Here is a 21,772-nt window from a genome sequence, read left to right as displayed (position 1 = left end):
TCCATCCGTTCCGTTATAAAACATCGGCCTCAGGAAGCGCCTGATCTTTCTAGGGACTACTTGAATAAAATTTTCCTTTTTCATAGCATATAAATGGTTACTGTTAATTTTCTGATTGAATGAACAATACAAAGATCGTGCTTACGTTTAGGGAGTTCGCTACAGAATTCCCTATAAATCTTACATATATCATAGGTTAATTTGCTCCGGATTAAATTTTCACAACAAAATGAACACAGATTTAGCCCAATGTCTATACGGTTTACATCATAACCTTTCCCTTCGTGAAAACCCGGAGCTGCGCCTTGAGGAATTTGTAATACTCCTCAAATTCCATTTCTGATATCCCTTTGTTTTCATAGTTTATAAAGAGTGGTGTTTCCAGTAAATTGTCGTATATTACAGGGAACTCCATTTGAAAGGAAAGGGTCAAATCAAAAATTTCTTTCATCAGTTGATCTCCTCTTTCTACATTTTGCATGGCCTTACTGTCTTATCAACAGAAGGTAAGTTTAAATTCACTGCTGTTCTTTACATGATTCCCTCAAAGAGTTATATAAATCACACAGTAACGACCATATCGCTTTGCTCGCCTTATAAAAATTAATTCAAAAATGCTGCTATATATAAAATACATGGTGAGTTTGCGCTGTAAAATGGTGGTGAAGGAGGAACTTAAAAAACTTGGTCTCCATTATGTCAATGTGGATCTTGGAACCATAGAAATCTTGGAAAACATCACCGATCATCAAAGAGATCGGTTACGTGAAAATCTGAAGGAATATGGACTAGAACTTCTTGACGACAAGAGGAAGATCATCATTGAAAAAATCAAATCGGTAATCATTGAAATGATCCATTATTCGAATGAGATACCCAAGGTAAACTACTCGGATTACATCAGCGAAAAATTAGGGTATGACTACACCTATCTGGCAAATACATTTTCCGAAGTAAAGGGAATCACCATTCAGCATTTTATCATTCTGAACAAAATAGAAAAAGTAAAGGAATTGTTGCTCTATGATGAATTGAATCTAACCGAAATATCCTTTAAGCTGCATTACAGTAGTGTCTCACATTTATCAAATCAGTTTAAAAAAATTACGGGACTCACCCCCTCGTACTACAAAAAACTGAAAGAGAAACGCTTTAAAAACCTGGAAGATCTATAATCCATGGGAAAATGTTCCATCAAAAACCCCATAGCTGTAGGACTTTTTAAGCTGAACAGCAACACAACAAATGTGGGAATACTATAACTCTTCATCTTTCTTATGTAATACATTATCCACAAAGTTTCTTCATCTTTAGCTTAGGGTACCCTTTAAAAAATGAAGTCCATATAATTTCCCACCCCAAAAAATACTAGCTATGGAGAATACAGAAGTTGAAAAATCAAAAGTCTTTATAATCGTCGAAATCATCCAATATGTTCCCAATGCAGTGGTCATAAAGACCATTATAAAAAAAACTACTGGAAACGTAACCGCGGTCTCTTTTGATTCAGGGGAAAACCTAACGGAAAAAATATCCCCTTTCGATACGTTCATCCAAATCATCGAAGGCAGGGCCGAGATCTTGATCAATGACAATTCACATACATTGGAAACCGGGCATTCAATCATCATCCCTGCCCACTCCAGAAATACCATTAAGGCCAACGAACGCTTTAAAATGATCTCTACCATTATTAAAAGTGGGTATGAGTAGTATCCCAAACAATGTAAAAACAGCAAGTAATGTATAGTTATCCTATCATCCTTCTTCCCCTTTTGATTATCCTTTTGATAGGAATGAAATCGTTCGTCCAACGCAAAGGGGCCTGATTTTAATATTGGGGAGATATTTGGGTTTTGCAGGCCGTGGAAACGTCTTTACAAACAAACACCAAAATAGTGGTGCCCACGGCAGTGAACAGGTGAACATTATCGGGGAGATGGCCGGCGCGGTACTCCCGGTTACCAAAAAAATGAAAAGACCATTGCCGATTTAAAGGCAAAAGCCAAGATGGAAAGCAATGCTACCAAACAGGATTTTGAAAAAGAACTTGCCGTATTGGAGCAAAAAAACCAATCGCTGAAAGAAAAAATGAGCTACTACAAAGATGAGGGCGATGATGAATGGGAATCTTTCAAGATTGAATTTGACCGCGATATGGATAAGCTGGGACAAGCATTAAAAGACCTCACCCAAAATAACACGAATTAATTTGTACAAAAAAATAAGATTATGGGAAACTTACTTTACACGGTAGCTGTAGTATTGATCATTGCTTGGGCCATTGGATTTCTCGGATATAATGCGGGAGGAATAATACATATATTATTGGTCATTGCGCTCATTGCGGTTATATTAAGAATTGTTCAGGGCCGAAAGATCGGGTAGCCATAGGCATACTCGTAACTAAAAGTTGAACATTGTTACCTTCTGGTTGATTAAAGATTTAAAACGGTGGAGGAAAATTCCTTTACCGTTTTTCTATTGCACGCATAGAGACCAATAATACATTCTGTCCTTTTCAACTCCTGTGGAAGTTTTCCATAGTAAAAAAGACCTTGAAAAGTAAAACTCTCCAAGGCCCTTTAATTACTGGTGATCGCGACAGAATGCGAAAATATTTTACAAATATTTGAATATCAATTTGTTAACAATTTTTTCTCTCGTTGGGTCGCCTTTTTGGTCTCTTTTTCAGTCAATTATGGCATTTCATAAATTGAAGATACCAAAAATCACTATTTGATTCCAAATACGACAAATTAGTATAATAAAAACTAAAAGAAATTGCCCTCAATCAGCATTCATTTGAAATTTCATTAATGGAATTTTTCACATTCATGTATTTTCCTTATTTCATTCCTAACTCGGAACAAATCACAGTCAGTTAACCAGAGCTGTAATTGTTATCAAACCACCTTAGAGAACTATGAGGTTTAAGGACAGGGTTTTCACCCTGCCCCAACACACTAAACACAATTGCACAGCCTATTTAAAGAGTGATTCAAACTCTTTAGTAGTGTATACATGGCTGGCAACAAACCTATAGTTGATTTCGGCCGCTATATTGCCATCAAAACCTGGAGCGACAGCCGAAGCTGTAGCGTCTTTTACAACAGCTACTTCAAAACCGTCTTCCAATAATTCTCGAAGATGGGATTCCACACAAAGATTACCTGACATTCCGGCCAATACCACTTTGTCAATTTTTTGCTTTCTCAACTGAAGGGACAAATCATTTTGCTCAGGGCCATAGACTTTGTGAGGACCAACAACAGTTACAAAATCTTTCTCAATATACTTTTTATATCTCGGCAACCAATCGGCTCCCGATCCTTCAAAACCTTCTTTGTTCAATTGATCTCCACGATCAAACATCCCTATATCATGCATTAATTTTTCAAGCGCTCCTTCAAAATGCCATTTGTGGTCATGCTCGTAATAATAGTGGGGAGAAATAAATACTTTGATACCGTTTGATTCTGCTATTTTAAACAACGTTTCCAAATTTTCCACAGTTTTGTTCTTTATAACACTTTCTCCAATTACACCCCATGTTACCCCTTTGGGACTTAAAAAGTCATTTTGTGGATCCGTTATAACAATTGCGGTAGTTTTATCCACTTTGAATCCTGGATCTGGGATTTGCGCGCTGAGCTTGTAGCTTGAACCTATCAATACCATCAACATTAATAGAGTTTTTGTAATCTTACTTTTCATTTTTCTTGATTTTACGTTAAATATTATTTTAATTTTCGATGGATTATGGAGCGACATTTTAATCGAGTTGTGGAAGATGCCATCCAATAATCCCAAATTGTTATTTAACCCAAAAGTAGCTTCAGTAAATAGCTGAATTTGTGCAATCTTAGCTGAGATGTTCAATGTTTGCTCCTTGATTGTAGTGTCTTAGAGATTCCAATGGTTCCATTTCAAAATAAGAAATCACCCAAGGAACAGTCCAAGGGTGATTTTGGGAAAAGAAGAGGGTCCCATTAAAGCTAGAGCGTGAAGTTTTATGATACGGTCACATATAAATGGACACTGCCGGTTTCAAATGAACCATCCATTTTCATCGCAGTAATAATCTGCTTGATTTCCGGAATCATAATAGTTGGTATTGTGACTGCTGACCTCAGGTGTGCTTTTGATTCGATTACGGAATAAAACCGATACCCAGTCATTAAATGGAATTGCTGTAAGTATTTCTTTTATTTTCATGATTGGATTTTGATATTAAATATTGATCTATACTGATTTTATGGGATGTTTCCTGTCAATGCTAATTCAAGCAAATGATACAATCGAATCTCGATTCTTCAATATGTCTCTTAATACGTTTCATAAGTGGCGCAAAATCTTCATGGACATTGACCATTTTGAACTTTTTCTCATTCAACTCATTGTAGTTTCCTTGGTATTCCATTTTCACAGAATTAGAATTTGAACTTCAGAATTAAGAAGCAGCACGGGTCATCTGCCGATGTGCTTTCCTAAACTTCAAGGGGGTAATACCGTAGCTACTTTTGAACAATTGCGTAAAATGACTGGCGTTATCACAACCTATTCCCATACCTACTTGTATGATATTGTCCTCGGAGTACAGCAGTAGTTCCTTAGCGCGTTGCATCTTCAACCGCTTTGCAAATTGTTGTGGGGTCTCACCAGTAGTCCGCTTGAACATTCTAATGAAATGATGCACACTTAACTTCACTAAAGACGCCAAATCGGTGGTGCTAATTTGATGATCCATATTTTCTATGATATGGTTTTTCAATTTTTGCATTTGAAAAGGCGTTATACCCATTTTATGTCCATCAATATTTGTTAGGTTTCTTGAAGTCTGTTTAACCAGATAATCGGCCATAGTGACAATCATATTCTCCAAGTACCATTTATCCTCACTTGGTCTATATAAGAGCTCTTGTGTTAAGTAAATGGCCAATTGATTGCTCAATGCATCATCCAATAAGGACTGCTTTTGAAAACTATCATACTCCATATCTAGATTCATCTTTCCAAATACCCCATTGTACATTCCTATCACCAATGGACCTTCAACAACATTGGCATTCAACACTTCTAATTGAAAAAGAAATTGATAATCCTTGTTTGCATCAGATTCCAACTGGTTCTTCCCATTACTTATTAGAAAAAGAAATACGCTCTTTTTATGGGCCAATTTTCTTACTCTTTGCTTCTCCTCTATAATTTCTTTAAGCTTCTTTACATATTCCATGGTAGTTGATTTTATTGAGTTTCTTGACTATTGTTTATTGACTCAAAACTAGTTTAACAATCATGACATTACTAGCTGAAGTGTTTAAGCGTAGGTATTTTTCTAATAAGCGTAAAACTTCTTTGGAGTCTTTGAAAAACAAGCGGAAACGAAATGATGATTTGTCAAAAAAGATCTTCTTAACGTAGCTGTTAAGCTTCTTAACGTAGCCATGCTTTCACATAATTTCACTACATTGAAGATTAAATTATTCCCAATGATTGCGTCAAAATCTTTGCATGTGGACCTTAAGAAAGATGACCTGTCCAATAGGTATTTTGTTGTAGAGCATTTAAATGAAGAAATAGAGCCATATGCCATAGAAGCCCTGAAGAAATTTGGTTTTTTTGATTACAGTTCTATTCAGGATATAACCATCAAAGAGGGCGGTGAGATATCTTATTCCATACCTGCGTACAAAACAAATGTATTTTCTCCACCCAAGAACAAGTCTGAATTTAAATACTTTTTGAATTGGGCCTTGATGATTTCCAAATCAATTTCAGCTGTGCACCAAGCTGGCTTTTGCTTTGGATTGCTGAACGAGGAACGTTTTTTGTTTGATGAAAATGGAAACCTTATTATCACTGGTCTTGGAGCCATCAGAAAAAAATACGATAGCTTAAATGTTACAGAATATGGAAAATCTGCATATAGATATGCAGCTCCCGAATTTAATTCAAGGACCAATCACATTCCTGATCAAAGAGCAGATTTTTATGGCCTAGGGATATTACTAAATTATTGGTTGACCGGAAATTACTTTGTCGACGCACCAGACGGTCAAGGAATAATGCATCAACATCTCACCAAAAGCTACCAAGCTTCCAATGATTGTCCATGGAGCGAAACAGGTATTTTTAAGATTATTTCCGGGCTGTTACGCAAGAATCCGTCCGAAAGATATCATTCGGCATTGGGTATTATCAAGGATTTGAACAGCATCAAAGATGTGTACCCAACCGGACATAGTACAAGTAATATAAAATTGAGTTTGGATTATAATCCGGGTGTTTTAAAGCTAGATCAGGTTTATTGTGAGCGACAGGAGGAGTTGGAAAAATTAGTTTCCGTTTACAATAGTGTAAAAAATGGGGCGTCTGGAGTTGTTTTCGTTGAAGGAGGTGAGGGGATGGGCAAATCGAGTTTTGGCAGGGCCTTTGCCGAAAACGTCGTCAGTCCCGGTGTATTGTTTTCATTCGGAAAGTTTGATAAATACTATACGTCTGCATATCTGGGGTTTCAAACAGCCTTTCAAAATGTTGTCCAAAGGATTTTCATACAATCTGGGTGTAGTCATAAGGAACTTGCGAAGGCTTTTAAAGAAGGATTGGGATCCGATCTATCCCTTCTTTATGATGTCATGCCAGACCTACAGGAACTAACTGGAAAGATCCCTCCTCCAGAAAAGTTAGATCCAATCGAAACCCAGAATAGGTTCATAAATGTTTTTGCAAGATATTGTCGCGTCTTAGATTCACTTGGTCTGAAACGAGTGCTTTTTTTGGATGACGCGCACTGTGCGGATCTACCTTCTCTGAGGTTGATAAAGTATTTGATGAGTGCCTCTTTATCCAGGGTCATGTTTGTATTGGCATATAATCCGAAAGACATCGATGAAAATCATCCGTTGCTACAATTACAAAAGGAATTAGAAGACTCTAAGAGTTTGACGGCCACTATTCGGCTGAAATCACTCACTAAACTAGCTGTCAAACGAATAGTTGGCAAAGCGCTGTCCGAAAAAGGTAAAAACATCAATCAACTAGCAGAGGTTATCTTTGAGAAGACCCGTGGAAATCCATATTATATAAATCATTTTCTGAAGCTCATTTATGACCAAGAGGTACTCACTTTCGACCAAAAAACCCATAGGTGGAATTTTGAATTGATAAAGGTAAAGGAGCTAGAGGTAGCGGAAAATGTAGTGCCCCTAGTAGAAAACCAAATTGCATTACAATCTTATCAAGCACAAGTTTTGCTTAAAGTAGCTGCCTATAACAATGGAGTTTTTGACATGCCTTTGCTCATTGAAATATGTGGATTTCCAGAAAAGATTGTCCATCTTCTATTAGAAATCCTTTATCAAGCGGGCTTACTAACCAAAGTTGATCCATCCAAGGGAATTTTTGCTTTTAATCATACTAAAATCCAGCAGGTTGCATTATTCCTGGATATTCCTGGATTTGACTTTAACCATGAAGAATTACATTTCAATATTGCTCAATACAAAATTGCCAAGGGCAAAACCCAAAGTTCGCTGGAGTTAAACCAACTCGTTGATCATCTCATGAAAGCGAAGGGGCTTTACTCCAAAAATACAGCTCTTCAGGCCCTTGAATATGTCATTAAAGCTGCGGAAGCGGCAAATGATTCCAATTCCCCCATTACAGCCAATGCATATTTAAGCTTTGGTTTATCTCTGAGTCGACAATTCAATATTTCCAAACATCAATTTGCTTTACTGCTGGGTCTTGCAAAAACTCAATTTCTATTAGATGATGTGGATAAGGGAAATGCCCTTGCCAAAAAGGCCATGGCCCAAGCAAGAAGTGATTTACAAAAAATAGAGACTTTGTTGATGTGCATGAAATTTTATGAAGTTTATGCACATTATGAGGATAATATAAATGCAGGACTAAAAGCCCTTGAACTATTAGGAAAAGGATTTAAAGATATCTTAAACAATGGCGTACTGGAATCACTCATTCAACGGGAATATCTTTCCCTAATTGCAATGATAGAGCAGATACCAATAAATGAGCTTGTTCCTACAGAACAGATGGAAGATCATGATGATTTGATCTTTATGGAGGTACTGGCCAATATGTCTTCTTCGGCACTATTTAACAATCAGGATCTGTATCCCTTGATTGTGCTGAAAATGGTCAATCATTCACTCAAAAAAGGAATTACCGATTCCACATCATTAGCACTGGTACATCTGGGGTCATTGTTGATTTCCAGATATGGTAAGTTTGATCTAGGTCTGAAATTCGGAAATGAAGGCGTTATTCTTGCCGAGAAGCTAAAATCCGACAGATATAAGACCCGCACGATTTCAATTTTTTACAATCTTACTGGACATTTTAGAGGCTCATTCGATAAGGTCCACCATGACTTAGATAAATGGACATCGCTTTGTATGGATTCTGGGGATATGGCGTGCACATACATCTTCTTAAAAACTAAGTTGAGGAACCAGATGTTATCGGATTCGGCTTTTCCCGAGTACCTCATCAAGTCTTCGAAAGCGACGAATTTTCTATCAAGTTTGTACCTAAGAAACATCAATTCCCAAATCTCACTTTTTGAGAATAACCTTCAGTTACTTCATAAAAGCAATTCAAAGTGGAACAAAACAGTTGAGCAAGAAGCTATTGACTTTCTAATGGAGAACAAACTATTTGCTGAGCTGGCCGAACACTATGTTCACAAATGCTTGGCTTATTGTCTCCTAGGAAAATATGGCGAGGCATATGAACAAATTAAATCAAACGAAAAGTTCATTGTCTATGCCACTTCACAGCCACATTATTTTAGACACAAGATTTTAAAGTCGGTTTGTGAGTTAATGCTCGAAGATAACCCTTCCGAAGCTTTTTTAGTAAGTATAGAAGAACGTCAGGCAGGATTGAAGGGTTGGTGCAATAGTTCACAAGAGAATTTTAGGGCAGAAATTATGATGGTGGAGTTTTTGATAAGTTGCAACCGCCAAAACTACGAATCGGCCGTGCTTCATTTAGAGGATTCCCTCCGTTGGTCAGAAAATGGAAATTTAAAAACCATACGCGCTCTGATATTCAAATTAGGGGGCACCCTATTGCCTGATAACCAGTATAGCTTTCTAAAGTCCCGTCTACAAGAGGTGGCCGTTGAAGAAATATCAAAGCCCAAGAATTTTGTCAATCCCGATTTTCAAGGTTTGAAGATGACACATGATGAAAGGCTTGATAAAAAAGCCATGACAAGCTTTGATGCCCAAAGCTTAATAAAGGCTACCCAGGCCATTTCAGCGGAAGTTAATCTGGATAAATTAGTGCAACGTCTTTTAACCATTGTCATGGAGAATGCGGGTGCTGATAAAGGGGCCCTTGTTCTTATCAAGAACAAAATACCATATGTAGAGGCACTTATAGACACTAAAGACCACAACAAGGATAATTTCTTGAAACTTGAACTGGAGTCTTTCCACGATCTTCCCACAAACCTAATAGAACATGCAATAACCAACGTTAAAGAAATTAAAATCAACAATGTTGATCAAATCTGTTCCCAAAAGGAAAGTTACTTCAAATCCAAGCAAATAGCCTCGTTGGTTTTGCTGCCCTTATTGAAACAGAATGATCTTGTTGGAATGGTCTATCTCGAAAATCGTCAGGTTCCCGGACTTTTTGCCGAAGGTGATCTAGAAGTATTACGGGTGATTGCTTCCCAAGCTGCTATTTCAATAACAAACTCTGTACTATTCGAAAAAGCTATGGCCCTAAACAAAAAGTTGGCCATTTCCCAAGAAGAACTGGCAAAAGTGAACGTTGCTCTGGAAGAGCGAATAAAGCAACGAACAAAACATCTACAACAAGAAATTGAAATGAGAAAGGAAGCTGAAAGAAAGCTTCTCTTCGCAAAAAACGATGCAGACAGTTCCAACAAGGCAAAATCACAGTTTCTTGCCAATATGAGTCATGAAATAAGAACACCACTCAATGCAATTGTAGGCTTCACTCAAATTTTATTGAACCAAGGCAAAGATTTGAATTTGACCCAGAAATTTGAAAGATACTTGAATAACATTCACCAAAGTGCCGAGTCACTTTCAGAAGTAATCAATGATATTCTGGATTTGTCCAAAATTGAAGCTGGTAAATTTACAATTACCAAAGAGGACATCAATTTAAACCAAATGGTGACTTCCGTGTGCCGTATCAATAAAGGTCTGGGTAAATCAAAGGAAGTCAATCTAATGTGCAATTTCCGTTCCAACCTTCCTAAATACATCCATACGGATGGTAGCAAGCTTAAGCAAATTTTGATGAACATAATTGGCAATGCCATCAAGTTCACGCCCGAAAAAAAGAACGTTTATGTTGATGTGAAACTTGAAAAATCCTTTGTTGTCTTTATCGTTGAAGACGAGGGGATTGGCATCCCAGAAAATCAGCTGCAACAAATCTTCAATCCCTTTATACAGGCTGATGCCGGAATTGATCGCAAATTTGGAGGAACTGGATTGGGATTGACCATTACCAAAAATTTGATAGAATTGCTGAATGGCAAAATTGAAGTTACAAGTCAATTGGACCATGGAACCTCATTTAAGATTTATCTGCCCTATGAACAAGCAAAGAATTCCTGGGTCGAGGACAAAGAGACATCCTTGGCAGATTTTAAGATTCCGCCCAACAAAAAAATCCTTGTAGTTGAAGACAATTCCATGAACCAGGAAATGATCAGGGCCTTATTCGCTGAGTTGGGATCTGAGATCATGTTGGCAAAAGATGGTGAATCTGGAATCAAAATCACCAAAAATTATAATCCTGAAATTGTTTTCATGGACATACATATGCCCGATTTGGATGGGTTCGAAACCGTGAAACGAATTCGAAAAATGAACAAAAAAGTCCCTATAATTGGTCTTTCCGCAAATGCCTTTACGGAACACAGGGAAATAGCCCTTAATTCAGGATTCTGTGATTATCTGACCAAACCAATTCAGGTATCTGAACTGGTCAGGGTATTGAAGAAATACCTGTTCGTGGAAATTGAGGACAAGCAACAAGCAATTAAAATATTAAGCGAAGAAGAAAAACACATATTGAACAAATCGTTCAATTCGCTTAATCGACTACCGATTTTTGAAACTGAAAAATTGGTTGTTGCGGCCGAACCGTTAAATTCAATCTTACCCCCAGATGAATTCAATAAACTTGAAGAAGCAATTTATTCGGGTGACGATGAAGGATTGAGAATACTTTTATCAACTACTATAAATGCCCGATAACATTGCAAAAATTTTGGTGGTGGACGATAACCGCCAAGTGTTGGAACAAGTCAATCATATATTGGCCGAAGAAGGATTTGACATCTCCTTTATACCCAAAGGTGAGTTTCTCTTCCAACGACTGGACAGACAAGATTTTGACCTAGTTTTGTTAGATGTAAACTTACCTAGAATCAGTGGTTATGATTTGTTGCAGGAAATTCGAAAACATCCCAAATACCACAATCTTCCTGTTATCATAATTACAGGAGAGGATGAAGACACTACCCTGACCAAATGTTTTGCCTTGGGCGCACAGGACTATATAAGGAAACCTATTAACCATCTTGTTCTTAAAGTCCGTGTTTCATCGGTCATTTCTGCTTCTAGATTTCATTTGAACCAGATTAAAAATGAACGTGATGAGGCCCTTCAGGCACGAATGAATATGTTGTCCTCACAAATGAATCCACATTTTATATTCAATGCACTTTCTTCTATCCAAGAATTCATTTTATCCAATGAAACAGATAAAGCCATAGATTATGTATCCGAGTTCGCTGGTTTAATGCGTCAAAACCTTGAGAATTCATTAGTACCTTACATAACATTGACGGAAGAACTACATTTCCTGGAAACCTATTTAAAATTGGAACGAACTAGGTTCAACAATTCATTTGATTTTGAAATCATCCTGGAAATTGATGAGTTTCAGGACATCATGGTCCCACCCATGATAATTCAACCGTATTTGGAAAATGCCATAATCCATGGCTTACGGAAGGTAGATCGTATGGGTAAATTGACATTGCGGGTCAAAGAACAGGAGAATAGGATTAACTGTATTATTACCGATAATGGAATCGGCAGAAAGCAAGCTGAAAAAAACAATCCAAAAAAACACAAATCGATTGCAATGTCCAATATTGAAGCTAGGTTGGAATTGCTCAATACTGATGCAAGAATGAAGGAGTTTAAAGTGGAAATCGAAGATTTATATGAAAATGATGTACCTGCAGGAACAATAGTATTGCTGTGCTTTCCAAATGATTTACACTGATCTTTTAATGCTTAGGCACTATTCCAACACATAAACTCTTCTTGTTAATTGGTTAGGTTAACTGTTGATAACGCTCCAATAAAGTTTTATAGTTATCGTCTGTCAATATAAACCACTTCACTTCTTACTCAAATCCCCAGTGCGTCCAATCTGGCAACACTAAATATCAATTTTTCAATATAAGGCCAAATAAGGATTGGATTGAATTAAGATTTCAAAACTTCCAATAAAAGTCTAAGCAAACCTTTTAAGAAATTTGTCCTTTTTACGAACAGAAACGTCAACATTTGAACCATCTTTCATAATCACATACCCTCCCTTACCCTTCACGTATTTAACAATGTGGTCAAGATTGATCATGTGTGATTTGTGTACCCTAAAAAAATTACAGGATTCCAACATACTTTCAAATTCACCCAATGGTTTGGATACCAAGATTTTTTTTCCGTTTTGGAGGTAAAAATTCGAGTAGACCTGATTGGCCTCAACACGAATCACATCTTGCGCTTCTACAAAATCAATCCCTTCAGAAGATCGTAACGCTATTTTGGTCAAACTTCTATCCTCAAGTTGAATATTTGATTTAAGGACTTGTATTTTTTCTAGGTTTACCTTGCTTTGCTTTTCAAGTATTTTTTCCGCCCTAGCTACAGCATTTTTTAATTCCTGTATGTTGATTGGTTTCAACAGATAATCCAAAGCAGCATATTTGATGGCGTTTATGGCATAAAGATCAAAGGCTGTGGTAAAAATGACTTGAAACGCTGGTTCCTCAAAATGATCAAAAATTGTAAATCCATTTCCTCCGGGCATTTCAATGTCCAAAAAGACCAAGTCCGGTTTCTCACCTTCAACCAACGGAATGGCCTCACTTATTGAAAAGGCATTTCCCACAACACGTATTCCGGGACAAAAATTCTTTAGCATTTTTCCCAATATGTTGTGGTGTCTTTCCTCGTCATCTACTATAACTGCCCGTATTTCCACCAATATCCGAATATTTAAAACATTTATTTTTTTAAATATAAATTAAATAAAAGTATTATGTTAATTTAGGACTTATAATCAGAAGCTTATCATGGCATTAGGGTTAGAAAGCAGTGCGCCTAATTTTAAGGCATTGACCACAAATGGACCTATTGATTTTTATGATTGGTTGGGAGACTCTTGGGGCTTGCTATTTTCCCACCCTGAAGATTATACCCCTGTATGTACTACCGAGTTGGGAGCCGTAGCACAGTTGGAAAAAGAATTCAGTGACCGAAATGTCAAAGCGATAGCTCTTAGTGTGGATAGTTTGGAATCCCACAACGGTTGGAAATTGGAAATTGAAAAATCGATGAATGTCAAAATCGGATTTCCGATAATTGCCGATGAGGACGCCAAAATTGCCCAATTATATGGTATGATCCATAAATATAGTTCTGACACGCATACCATTAGATCTGTTTTTATAATTGGTGCTGATAAGAAAATAAAATTGCATTTGACTTATCCCATGTCTGTAGGCAGAAACTTTGATGAAATTCTTCGTGTAATCGATGCACTACAATTAAGTAGCCAACATCAGGTTGTTACACCAGCCAACTGGAAGCAAGGTGATGATGTTATCGTAGATCCTTCCTTAAGTAATGAAGAGGCCGAAAAATTATATCCCTATAAAGTTCCCAAAAAAGCAGAATATTTAAGATTTACTCCAAATCCATCGGCGGATTAACGCTTACTGCCACAAATTATTACCAAGTAGAAGTACCCTCTTCCCTACCCCATTTGTATACTTCGAAAGTACTTTCCAATCACAAAACAATTCGTATCCAGGTATAAAAAGGCAATTACAGAATATAGAAGCATAAAGCAAACGTTTTGTGCCAAATCCTTCCAAGATATTTGTCAAGAACTCTTTAAACTTAAAGACATTGCACATAAATATTTAGTTTGAGTTAGTAGTTAGCATGGTTGTCCGGATGACCTATTTTTTTGTAACAATACCAACACATTAAAAATGAGAAAAAAACCTATACCTCCTTTTACGCGTGAAAGTGCTGAGGAGAAAATAAAATTAGCGGAAGATGCCTGGAACAGTCAAGACCCAATAAAAGTCTCTGAGGCATACACCATTGATAGCGAATGGCGTAACCGTTCCCAATTCATTAATGGTCGGGAGGAAATTCAGAAGTTCTTGGCAAACAAATGGGAAAATGAATTGGAATATAAATTGAAAAAGGAATACTGGGCCCATTCGGAGAATAGAATTGCAGTCCGATTTGAGTATGAATATCGCAATCGGTCCGGTGAATGGTTCAGGGCCTACGGGAACGAGAATTGGGAGTTTGACAAAAATGGTCTTATGCGAAAAAGGTATGCCAGTATCAATGACCTTCCTATTTTGGAATCAGAGCGAAAGCTATAGACAGTGCTACAGTAAACGGGGATAGACAAAAGCAGGATGCCAACAACATCCTGCTTTTTTCATTTCCATCAAAACACTGAGTAAAAAAAGCAAGTATTCGATAAGAGGGTTAATAGACTAAATTTTCATCTTGATCACCAACATACTTTTACCCTCAAATCATATTCACTAATAAAAAATATATCAAATGAAAACTATTGGTAATCTTAATTTAATTAAAAAAGCAAGTGGGTTTGCTGTTATCCTATTCATGGGTTTTGGTGTAGTTTCTGCTCAATCCCATAGCTACAGTATTGATGACAGTAAAATCGCATTGGAAGGGTATAGTCCTGTTTCCTATGTTGATTTGGAAAAGGCTGAGCTAGGCAACAAAAAGTACAAATCCACTTATGACGGAGTGGCCTATTATTTCACCAACAAAAAACAAAAAGAAACTTTTGATGCCAACCCTTTAAAATACAAACCGCAATATGGGGGGTGGTGTGCCTTTGCAGTTTCTCTTGGTGCAAAATTCCAGCCAGACCCATCAAGATTCAGAATCGTGAACGGAAAACTTTATATGTTCACCAAAAATGTTGAAGGGGATTTTGTGAAAGTTTGGGAAAAAGAAGGCAGTGGCAAGCATATCTCCCAAGCAGATAAGAATTGGGCATCAATGGAAAAATTCAAAAGCTAATTTCACTGGATGGAAAAGCAAAAATATTGAACTGTCATTTACTGTAATTAGGTTTATTCAAAAAAACCTTTGAAAGAAGGAGTAGACAAATAATCTACTCCTTCTTTGTTTTTCACATCGCATAAAGATCAATACAAAACGATTCTGGTTCTTTCTAACCCAATACAAAGAGCAATTTGAGAACAAAACAGCATAATCTGCCAGAATTACACCCTAAATAATTGGGAGCTTTAGCATAAGAAAAAAAGATCATGTACGAGAACGCCATAATTCCCCTCATATTCAGAAGCGATGATGATAAATTGTTTTATGAGTTTATTCTGAATGGCCAATCCGCATCCATCGAATATCAATTTGTAAATAAAAACCAGCTAATGCTTTTGAACATCAACAAATCCAAATATTTGGCTGAAGAGGTTATACTGGCTTTGATCGAGCGAATAATGGTTCATGCCCGTAGAATGGAATATGAGGTTTATACCCAAAATCCTTCAATAAGGAAATACCTCAAATCGAACAAGTTATTACAAAATTCAATTAGGATAAGTCCAACAATAGAGGAAACAACAGTAGTTGTAAAACAAAATTTTAATTAAAAACCGATTAGATTAACAATGCAAACCAATCATTCCATTCAACAATTGGAACCCCAAAATTGGGTACACAATTACAAAAGATATCTGTCTCATTTCGCATATAAAAAACTACCCCATGACTTGGTGGAAGACATTGTACAAGACACCTTTCTTGCTGCATTGAACTCCGCACATAGATTTAAAGGGGCCTCCAGTGAAAGGGTATGGTTAACAGCTATTTTAAAGTATAAAATCGCAGACCACTATCGCGGGAACAATAACAAAAGGTACCACATCAGGGAAAACATAGAATCCAGATTGAGCTCTGAAAGAAAAATGGAACACAATTATGAATTTACCTATGATCCCATTCCACAAAGCATGAATGAAAATGATTTGAAATCGGTTCTTAATTCTGGGATGAGCATTTTATCCAAACGTGAGCATCAAGTTTTGGAACTAAAGAAAAAAGGCTTTAAAACAGACGCAATTTGCGAAGAATTACAAATTAGCCAATCGCTTTGCTGGGTATCGCTACATAGAGCTAGGAAGAAACTTCAACAATATCTAAATGAGAATTGGTGGAATGGGAATTAGCAATGAAATTATATGGAAAACTTGGTCGAACCTACAGTTATATATATACTCCGTGGGCATAAAATCTATTGAAATATCGCGTAGGGTCAAAGCAAGGGTGAAAAAATGAACAATCGATAGATTTCATGTAACATACCCAGATCAACCAAGTAATCAGGAAACAAATTCTGTGTATTTCTCCACACTACATAAAACCAAAATGTATAATGACAAATTATGATGCAATAATAATTGGAGCAGGTCAAGCTGGGCCTTCACTTGCTGCCAAATTGGTCTCAAATGGTAAAAAAGTAGCATTGATTGAACGAAAATGGTTAGGTGGCACCTGTGTAAACAACGGTTGCACCCCAACCAAAACATTGATTGCAAGCGCCAAAGCCATATACACGGCAAAAAGAGGAAGCGAATTCGGGTTTACAATACATAGCCCTGTTGAAACAGATATGAAAACCGTAAAAAGGCGTAAAGATGAGATTGTACAAAAATCTTCACAAGGTTTGCAAAGATGGTTATCGGGTCTTGCTGGTCTTGACATTATTGAAGGTCATGCCACATTCTTGGAGAACAAGGTAATCCAAGTAGGGAACAAACACCTTTCGGCTCCCAAAATCTTTATTAATGTTGGAACCAGGGCACAAGTACCAAATGAAGTCCAGAATATCCCCTATTTCACAAATAGCACCATTATGGATGTCGACTTCGTCCCAGAACACTTGATTATCTTGGGTGGTAGCTATATCGGATTGGAATTCGCCCAAATGTACAGTAGGTTTGGCAGCAAAGTTACTGTAATTGAGTCCAGCCCTCAATTGGTGTCAAGGGAGGATACCGATGTTTCCATTGAGTTGAAAACAATCCTAGAAAAAGAAGGGATTGAATTTTTTTTAGGAGCGAAATGTGTTCAAACATTCCCAAATGCCAATGGAATTAAATTAGAACTTGCTTCAAACAATGGACTAACAACTTTGTCCGGTACTCATCTCCTTGTTGCTGCAGGCAGATTACCTAACACCCACGACCTTGGTTTAGAGAATACTGACATTGTCCTAAATAAGCGTGGCTATATAGAAGTTGATGATTTTTTGAGAACGAATGTGGACGGTGTTTGGGCCTTGGGAGATGTGAATGCCCAAGGAGCTTTTACACATACCGCGTACAATGACTTTGAAATTGTGGCAGATACTCTTTTTCAAGATACAAACAAAGGGACAAAAAATAGAATTCCATGCCATGCCCTATTTACCGATCCACCTTTGGCAAGAATTGGAATTACAGAGAAGGAGGCTCTTAAAACAAATAGAAAACTGTTAATGGCGCACAGACCTTTCTCAAAAATTGCACGTGCGAGGGAAAATGGCGAAGAGAACGGCTTCATGAAAGTAATCATTGATGCGGATACAGAGCAAATCCTGGGTGCAACCATTCTTGGCCTGAATGGAGATGAAATCATTCATGGAATGTTGGATTTAATGTATGCAAAAGCTTCGTATAAAGTCCTATTGAATGCCGTACATATACACCCTACGGTATCAGAACTCATACCTACTATGTTGGGTGAATTGAAGCCGATAAACTTCCAAAAATCTTCAACTGTAGCGTAAGCTTACAGAAACCCATATCACATCATTCAATAAAAAGCCCAGAGCATCGCCTAGGTTTTTCCATTCAAAACAATGAGCAATAATTGAATATGGTGCCTATTTCCATAAAAAAAGGCCTATGCCATTACAGTAGGTTTGAATCATGAAAATTCATTGTATCAACATGCTATCCATACTATTGTTCTGTGCCTCAACGGCATTTTCCCAGCAGATTGATAATAGTACCCCTAACACAAATAACAACTGGGAAAAGTTCACCTATGATTTGAACAACATTGTAGGAGGTGTTGGTCACGCCTATGTTCGTCCATTGTCCTGGGAGGAAAAGCAAGTTGGGCTTTTTGGAGGTGTTGTAATTGGCATCATGGGCTTGTATACCATTGACGATGAAGCTGATATGTGGTTCCGTAATCAGGAACCGCATATACCTAAGCTAGTTAAAGATTACGGATGGTATTATGGTAATCCGCAAAATAACTATGCATTCAACGGCATTGTTTATCTCACTGGCCTTTTCACCAACAACGATAGGATACGTAGAACCGGAGTACTAATGATTTCATCTGCTACAGCTACCGGCTTACTCCAACAAATATCCAAATCACTGGTGGGTAGGGCCAGACCAAGATCAGGGTTAAAGAAAAATGATTTTCGCCCATTTCAACGTGATTCCGATTTTCATTCTTTTCCGTCTGGGCACACAGCACTCGCTTTTAGTAATGCCCATGCCTTGGCCAAGCAGTTCAAGAATCCTTGGTTAAAGGGTGGTATCTATCTATTGGGCAGCATTCCTCCCCTAACGCGACTTTGGAACGGTGCCCATTGGCTAACGGATATTGCATTGAGCGTTGCTTTAAGTGTAGCAACAGTAGAGGCAATCGACAATTATCTGGGCAAGCGTTACGGAAATCCCTCAGAACAGGAAAAATTAAATGTAGAAAAAAGGGTGAGCTGGCGATTGGTATTAAAGCCCAACAGTGTTGGAGTGGCCATGAATTTTTAGGTGAAAATTATGAAGAGAATCAACCTGAATATTTCACAACACGTAGAAAAAGTCAAACAAATAAAGGAGTAACCAAATTCCCTATTTAAAGACGTAGCGCACTTTAAATAGGGATTTGGAGATAGACTACTTCACCTGCAAGACATTAATTAACAAGTATCTGTCGTATCATCTGATTGGCAAATCCCCATTCGTTATCGTACCAGGTCACCACTTTCAACAGATCTCCGTCCACCACCTTAGTCATGGAAAGGTCAGCTATAGAGGCATGTGGGTCCTTTACAATATCACTGGATACCAAGGGTTGGTCCACTGCAGCAAATACACCTTTGTAACGTGGGCTTGCCGCCTCTTCCCTAAATATAGAGTTAACCTCGTCCACGGAGGTTTTCCGCTCGGTAACCAAAGTGATATCAGAAGCGGATCCCACAGCCACCGGAACACGGAAGGCCATTCCGTCGAACTTTCCAGCATATTCCGGCATTGCCTTCGTAGTAGCCACTGCCGCACCAGTGGTTGTGGGGATAATGTTGTTCAGGCCCGACCGTCCCATTCTTACATTTCCCGAAGGGGAATCCACGATACTGTTGGATGCCGTATCCGCATGGACCGTAGTCATGATTGCCTTCTTTATACCGATTCTTCTCCCCAAGATCTCTATCACCGGACTGATGTTGTTGGTGGTACAGCTGGCGCAGGAAAAAATGGATACCTTTCCGTCCGAGGTGTTAACCCCATGGACCACGGTGGGAACCCCAACACTCTTGGTCGGACCTGATATTACAACGGTTTTGGCTCCTGCCTCAATGTGCATAGAAGCATCCTCCTCCTTGGTGAAGACTCCAGTACTCTCTATCACGGTATCTACCCCAATCTCCTTCCAAGGGATATTTTTAGGTTCTCTTTCACTATAAAAGCGGATTTCATGGTCTCCCACGGTAAGGACGTTTTCCGACACCGATACATTACGATCCAGCTTCCCATGGACACTGTCATATTGCAAGAGGTATGCAATATTGTCAAGGGGGGCTATATCGTTTACGGCCACGACCTCAAGTCCGGGGGTATCCATGATGATCTTCAAGGACGCCCTTCCTATACGGCCCATTCCATTGATTCCAATTTTTTTCATTGTTTTGATTTATTATTCTTAATTATTTGAAATGTCCCACAAGGGGACTTGTCATTCTACTTTTGGGTTAAAGGGGGAGTAGGAATGAAAATCCCAGGCCCCGTTGAAATGCCCCTCGGTCCGTATCCACTTTGTTGGGTGGAATATCCAAAATACACCAGTACCTCCAGTGATTGTAAGTCCCCTATTGGAGTCCCTGTCATAGAGTACCTGGGCTTCACCTGATAATTGAAGTACTGTCCCGTTATCATGGTCCATGAACAATAGTCCAGTCCTTGGATATTGGTGTATATTGCCCAGAGTATTGAACAGATTGTTTCCGGGATAATCAGGAATCATAAGTTTTCCCTCGGGTGTGATGGAAACAAACCCATCGTTGCCTCCCCGGTGCGAGGTGTCGGTCCTTCCGTCCATGTTTCTCGAGGAGACGTAGAAGGTATTGCTACGGGATATCATCTCTAACCCCCTGTCATCAAGGGCCGATCCCTGAAACACTGTACCTCGATTGGCATCAAAGGTATTGTCAATGACTAAGTTTCCTGCTTGGATGTACTTTGGACAGTTACCATAGGACTCCCCAACCCGCACCTTAATCTTCCTGCCCTGCCGTGTCAAATACCCGTTCACCCGGAAGCGAGTCCGAGACTCGGGGTGTATGAAAAGAAAGCCCACCTCTGGATTGGTCTCGATATTTGCATAGAACACATCACCCTTGGGACTCCTTATCATTTCCCGGTCGATTACCATCTCCGTACTTTCAGGAACCTGTAAAAATCCTTGTTCTCCATATAGGGCCGATGACCAAGGTTGTCCTGTTGCATCGGTGCTTCCAACAAAGATTAGGGCCTGCGCCTCGATAAATGGTATTATCTGAGGAGATATCGCAGGGGCTATCATCCTTTTGAGCCGGCTGGCCTCTCTCTCCACTCCAAGTTTGCGCTGGACGGCAAGTTCGCCATTATGAAATATCTCGTTGTCCATATCTCGTTAGTAGGATTTTTGTGATGGAACTTAATTTCTCAACTGCTTATTTCATATTTTTTTAGCCAATTACATTTTGAGTTTTGACAAGGATGGGGAATTATAATACCTCTATTTTTTCTGGCAGGAAATTCCCAATGGCCGATTTAGATACAGTACTTGATATTGTATCGGTTTACAATTTCATTTTTTATTTGGCCAATCACTAAAAATGATTATTTTTGATTATTATTGATTGATACAATCAAATATAATCTCAGGGCTCAATTATTCATAACTATAGAGAAGGGCTGAGCTGTAAGATCATACTGGACAAAAGTCCATCCTGTAGATTATTGGCAGTAATAAGGAAAATTAATAAAGACTTGAATTATAACCATCCATTTCATCTTTAGTCGGCATGCAGAATATGTATTCTATTTATATATCAATTAATTATAAATCAACCAACAATTACCAATGGCAATAAAATATATTAAAAA

General features: G+C 38.2%; 20 protein-coding genes. 13 read left to right on the top strand and 7 right to left on the bottom strand.

Annotated features, from left to right (window positions below; translation table 11 throughout):
- Positions 1–262 precede the first annotated feature (262 nt).
- Positions 263–481 carry a hypothetical protein gene (locus tag A7D14_RS06615; RefSeq protein WP_067031770.1) on the bottom strand — a complete coding sequence of 73 codons (219 nt, stop codon included), beginning with the start codon at positions 479–481 and terminating at the stop codon, positions 263–265.
- A gap of 133 nt (positions 482–614) precedes the next feature.
- Here A7D14_RS06615 and A7D14_RS06610 point away from each other — a divergent pair, with 133 nt between their 5' ends.
- The 4 genes from A7D14_RS06610 (at position 615) to A7D14_RS19820 (ending at position 2,388) form a co-directional block, all read left to right on the top strand.
- Positions 615–1,175 (top strand): helix-turn-helix domain-containing protein, encoded by a 561-nt coding sequence (locus A7D14_RS06610; protein WP_067031767.1) that lies wholly within the window; start codon positions 615–617, stop codon positions 1,173–1,175.
- Positions 1,176–1,374: 199 nt separating this feature from the next.
- Positions 1,375–1,713, top strand: coding sequence for a cupin domain-containing protein (locus A7D14_RS06605; RefSeq protein ID WP_067031764.1), 339 nt, complete (start codon positions 1,375–1,377; stop codon positions 1,711–1,713).
- A gap of 297 nt (positions 1,714–2,010) precedes the next feature.
- Positions 2,011–2,211 carry a hypothetical protein gene (locus A7D14_RS06600; protein WP_067031762.1) on the top strand — a complete coding sequence of 67 codons (201 nt, stop codon included), beginning with the start codon at positions 2,011–2,013 and terminating at the stop codon, positions 2,209–2,211.
- Between the two features lie 21 nt (positions 2,212–2,232).
- On the top strand, positions 2,233–2,388 hold the full coding sequence (locus A7D14_RS19820; RefSeq protein ID WP_141673254.1) for a lmo0937 family membrane protein: 156 nt from the start codon (positions 2,233–2,235) through the stop codon (positions 2,386–2,388).
- 597 nt (positions 2,389–2,985) lie between these two features.
- Here A7D14_RS19820 and A7D14_RS06595 read toward each other — a convergent pair.
- From A7D14_RS06595 to A7D14_RS06585, 3 genes are all read right to left on the bottom strand, one after another.
- Entirely contained in the window at positions 2,986–3,687 is a 702-nt protein-coding gene (locus A7D14_RS06595) for a cysteine hydrolase (RefSeq protein WP_409552673.1), read from the bottom strand.
- Between the two features lie 363 nt (positions 3,688–4,050).
- On the bottom strand, positions 4,051–4,218 hold the full coding sequence (locus tag A7D14_RS19990) for a hypothetical protein (RefSeq protein WP_176712374.1): 168 nt from the start codon (positions 4,216–4,218) through the stop codon (positions 4,051–4,053).
- Positions 4,219–4,453: 235 nt separating this feature from the next.
- Positions 4,454–5,236, bottom strand: coding sequence for a helix-turn-helix domain-containing protein (locus tag A7D14_RS06585; protein WP_067031756.1), 783 nt, complete (start codon positions 5,234–5,236; stop codon positions 4,454–4,456).
- Positions 5,237–5,492: 256 nt separating this feature from the next.
- Here A7D14_RS06585 and A7D14_RS06580 point away from each other — a divergent pair, with 256 nt between their 5' ends.
- Both A7D14_RS06580 and A7D14_RS06575 read left to right on the top strand, forming a co-directional pair.
- Positions 5,493–11,276 carry an ATP-binding protein gene (locus tag A7D14_RS06580; protein WP_067031753.1) on the top strand — a complete coding sequence of 1,928 codons (5,784 nt, stop codon included), beginning with the start codon at positions 5,493–5,495 and terminating at the stop codon, positions 11,274–11,276.
- The gene (locus tag A7D14_RS06575; RefSeq protein ID WP_067031749.1) at positions 11,266–12,315 is read left to right on the top strand and encodes a response regulator; all 1,050 of its coding nucleotides are present in this window, start codon (positions 11,266–11,268) and stop codon (positions 12,313–12,315) included. The genes A7D14_RS06580 and A7D14_RS06575 overlap by 11 nt, the downstream gene beginning before the upstream one ends.
- Before the next feature lie 234 nt (positions 12,316–12,549).
- On the opposite strand, the gene A7D14_RS06570 is transcribed toward A7D14_RS06575, so the two are convergent.
- The gene (locus A7D14_RS06570) at positions 12,550–13,302 is read right to left on the bottom strand and encodes a LytR/AlgR family response regulator transcription factor (RefSeq protein ID WP_067031787.1); all 753 of its coding nucleotides are present in this window, start codon (positions 13,300–13,302) and stop codon (positions 12,550–12,552) included.
- 88 nt (positions 13,303–13,390) lie between these two features.
- Between A7D14_RS06570 and A7D14_RS06565 the strand changes: the two genes are divergently transcribed.
- The 7 genes from A7D14_RS06565 to A7D14_RS06535 all read left to right on the top strand — a co-directional run bounded on the left by A7D14_RS06565 (position 13,391) and on the right by A7D14_RS06535 (position 19,177).
- Positions 13,391–14,032, top strand: coding sequence for a peroxiredoxin (locus tag A7D14_RS06565; protein WP_409552671.1), 642 nt, complete (start codon positions 13,391–13,393; stop codon positions 14,030–14,032).
- A gap of 285 nt (positions 14,033–14,317) precedes the next feature.
- Positions 14,318–14,725 (top strand): nuclear transport factor 2 family protein, encoded by a 408-nt coding sequence (locus A7D14_RS06560; RefSeq protein WP_067031745.1) that lies wholly within the window; start codon positions 14,318–14,320, stop codon positions 14,723–14,725.
- A gap of 187 nt (positions 14,726–14,912) precedes the next feature.
- Entirely contained in the window at positions 14,913–15,401 is a 489-nt protein-coding gene (locus A7D14_RS06555; protein WP_067031742.1) for a YHS domain-containing (seleno)protein, read from the top strand.
- 251 nt (positions 15,402–15,652) lie between these two features.
- Complete coding sequence (locus A7D14_RS06550) at positions 15,653–15,997, top strand: hypothetical protein (protein WP_067031740.1); 345 nt, start codon at positions 15,653–15,655, stop codon at positions 15,995–15,997.
- 18 nt (positions 15,998–16,015) lie between these two features.
- The gene (locus tag A7D14_RS06545; RefSeq protein WP_067031737.1) at positions 16,016–16,573 is read left to right on the top strand and encodes a sigma-70 family RNA polymerase sigma factor; all 558 of its coding nucleotides are present in this window, start codon (positions 16,016–16,018) and stop codon (positions 16,571–16,573) included.
- A 206-nt stretch (positions 16,574–16,779) separates the two neighbouring features.
- Positions 16,780–18,174: an FAD-containing oxidoreductase gene (locus tag A7D14_RS06540; protein ID WP_067031734.1), complete on the top strand. Its 1,395-nt coding sequence runs from the start codon at positions 16,780–16,782 to the stop codon at positions 18,172–18,174.
- Positions 18,175–18,316: 142 nt separating this feature from the next.
- Complete coding sequence (locus A7D14_RS06535) at positions 18,317–19,177, top strand: phosphatase PAP2 family protein (RefSeq protein ID WP_067031731.1); 861 nt, start codon at positions 18,317–18,319, stop codon at positions 19,175–19,177.
- A 145-nt stretch (positions 19,178–19,322) separates the two neighbouring features.
- Here the strand turns inward: A7D14_RS06535 and A7D14_RS06530 are convergent, their stop codons facing one another.
- Together A7D14_RS06530 and A7D14_RS06525 are read right to left on the bottom strand one after the other, a co-directional pair.
- Positions 19,323–20,309 (bottom strand): type I glyceraldehyde-3-phosphate dehydrogenase, encoded by a 987-nt coding sequence (locus A7D14_RS06530; RefSeq protein WP_067031729.1) that lies wholly within the window; start codon positions 20,307–20,309, stop codon positions 19,323–19,325.
- Positions 20,310–20,360: 51 nt separating this feature from the next.
- Positions 20,361–21,290 carry a pyridoxamine 5'-phosphate oxidase family protein gene (locus A7D14_RS06525; RefSeq protein ID WP_067031726.1) on the bottom strand — a complete coding sequence of 310 codons (930 nt, stop codon included), beginning with the start codon at positions 21,288–21,290 and terminating at the stop codon, positions 20,361–20,363.
- Positions 21,291–21,772: the final 482 nt, after the last annotated feature.

The sequence above is a fragment of the Allomuricauda sp. CP2A genome (genome assembly GCF_001683915.1).
Classification (GTDB): Bacteria; Bacteroidota; Bacteroidia; order Flavobacteriales; family Flavobacteriaceae; genus Flagellimonas.
This window is presented reverse-complemented; position numbering and strand designations above follow the sequence as displayed.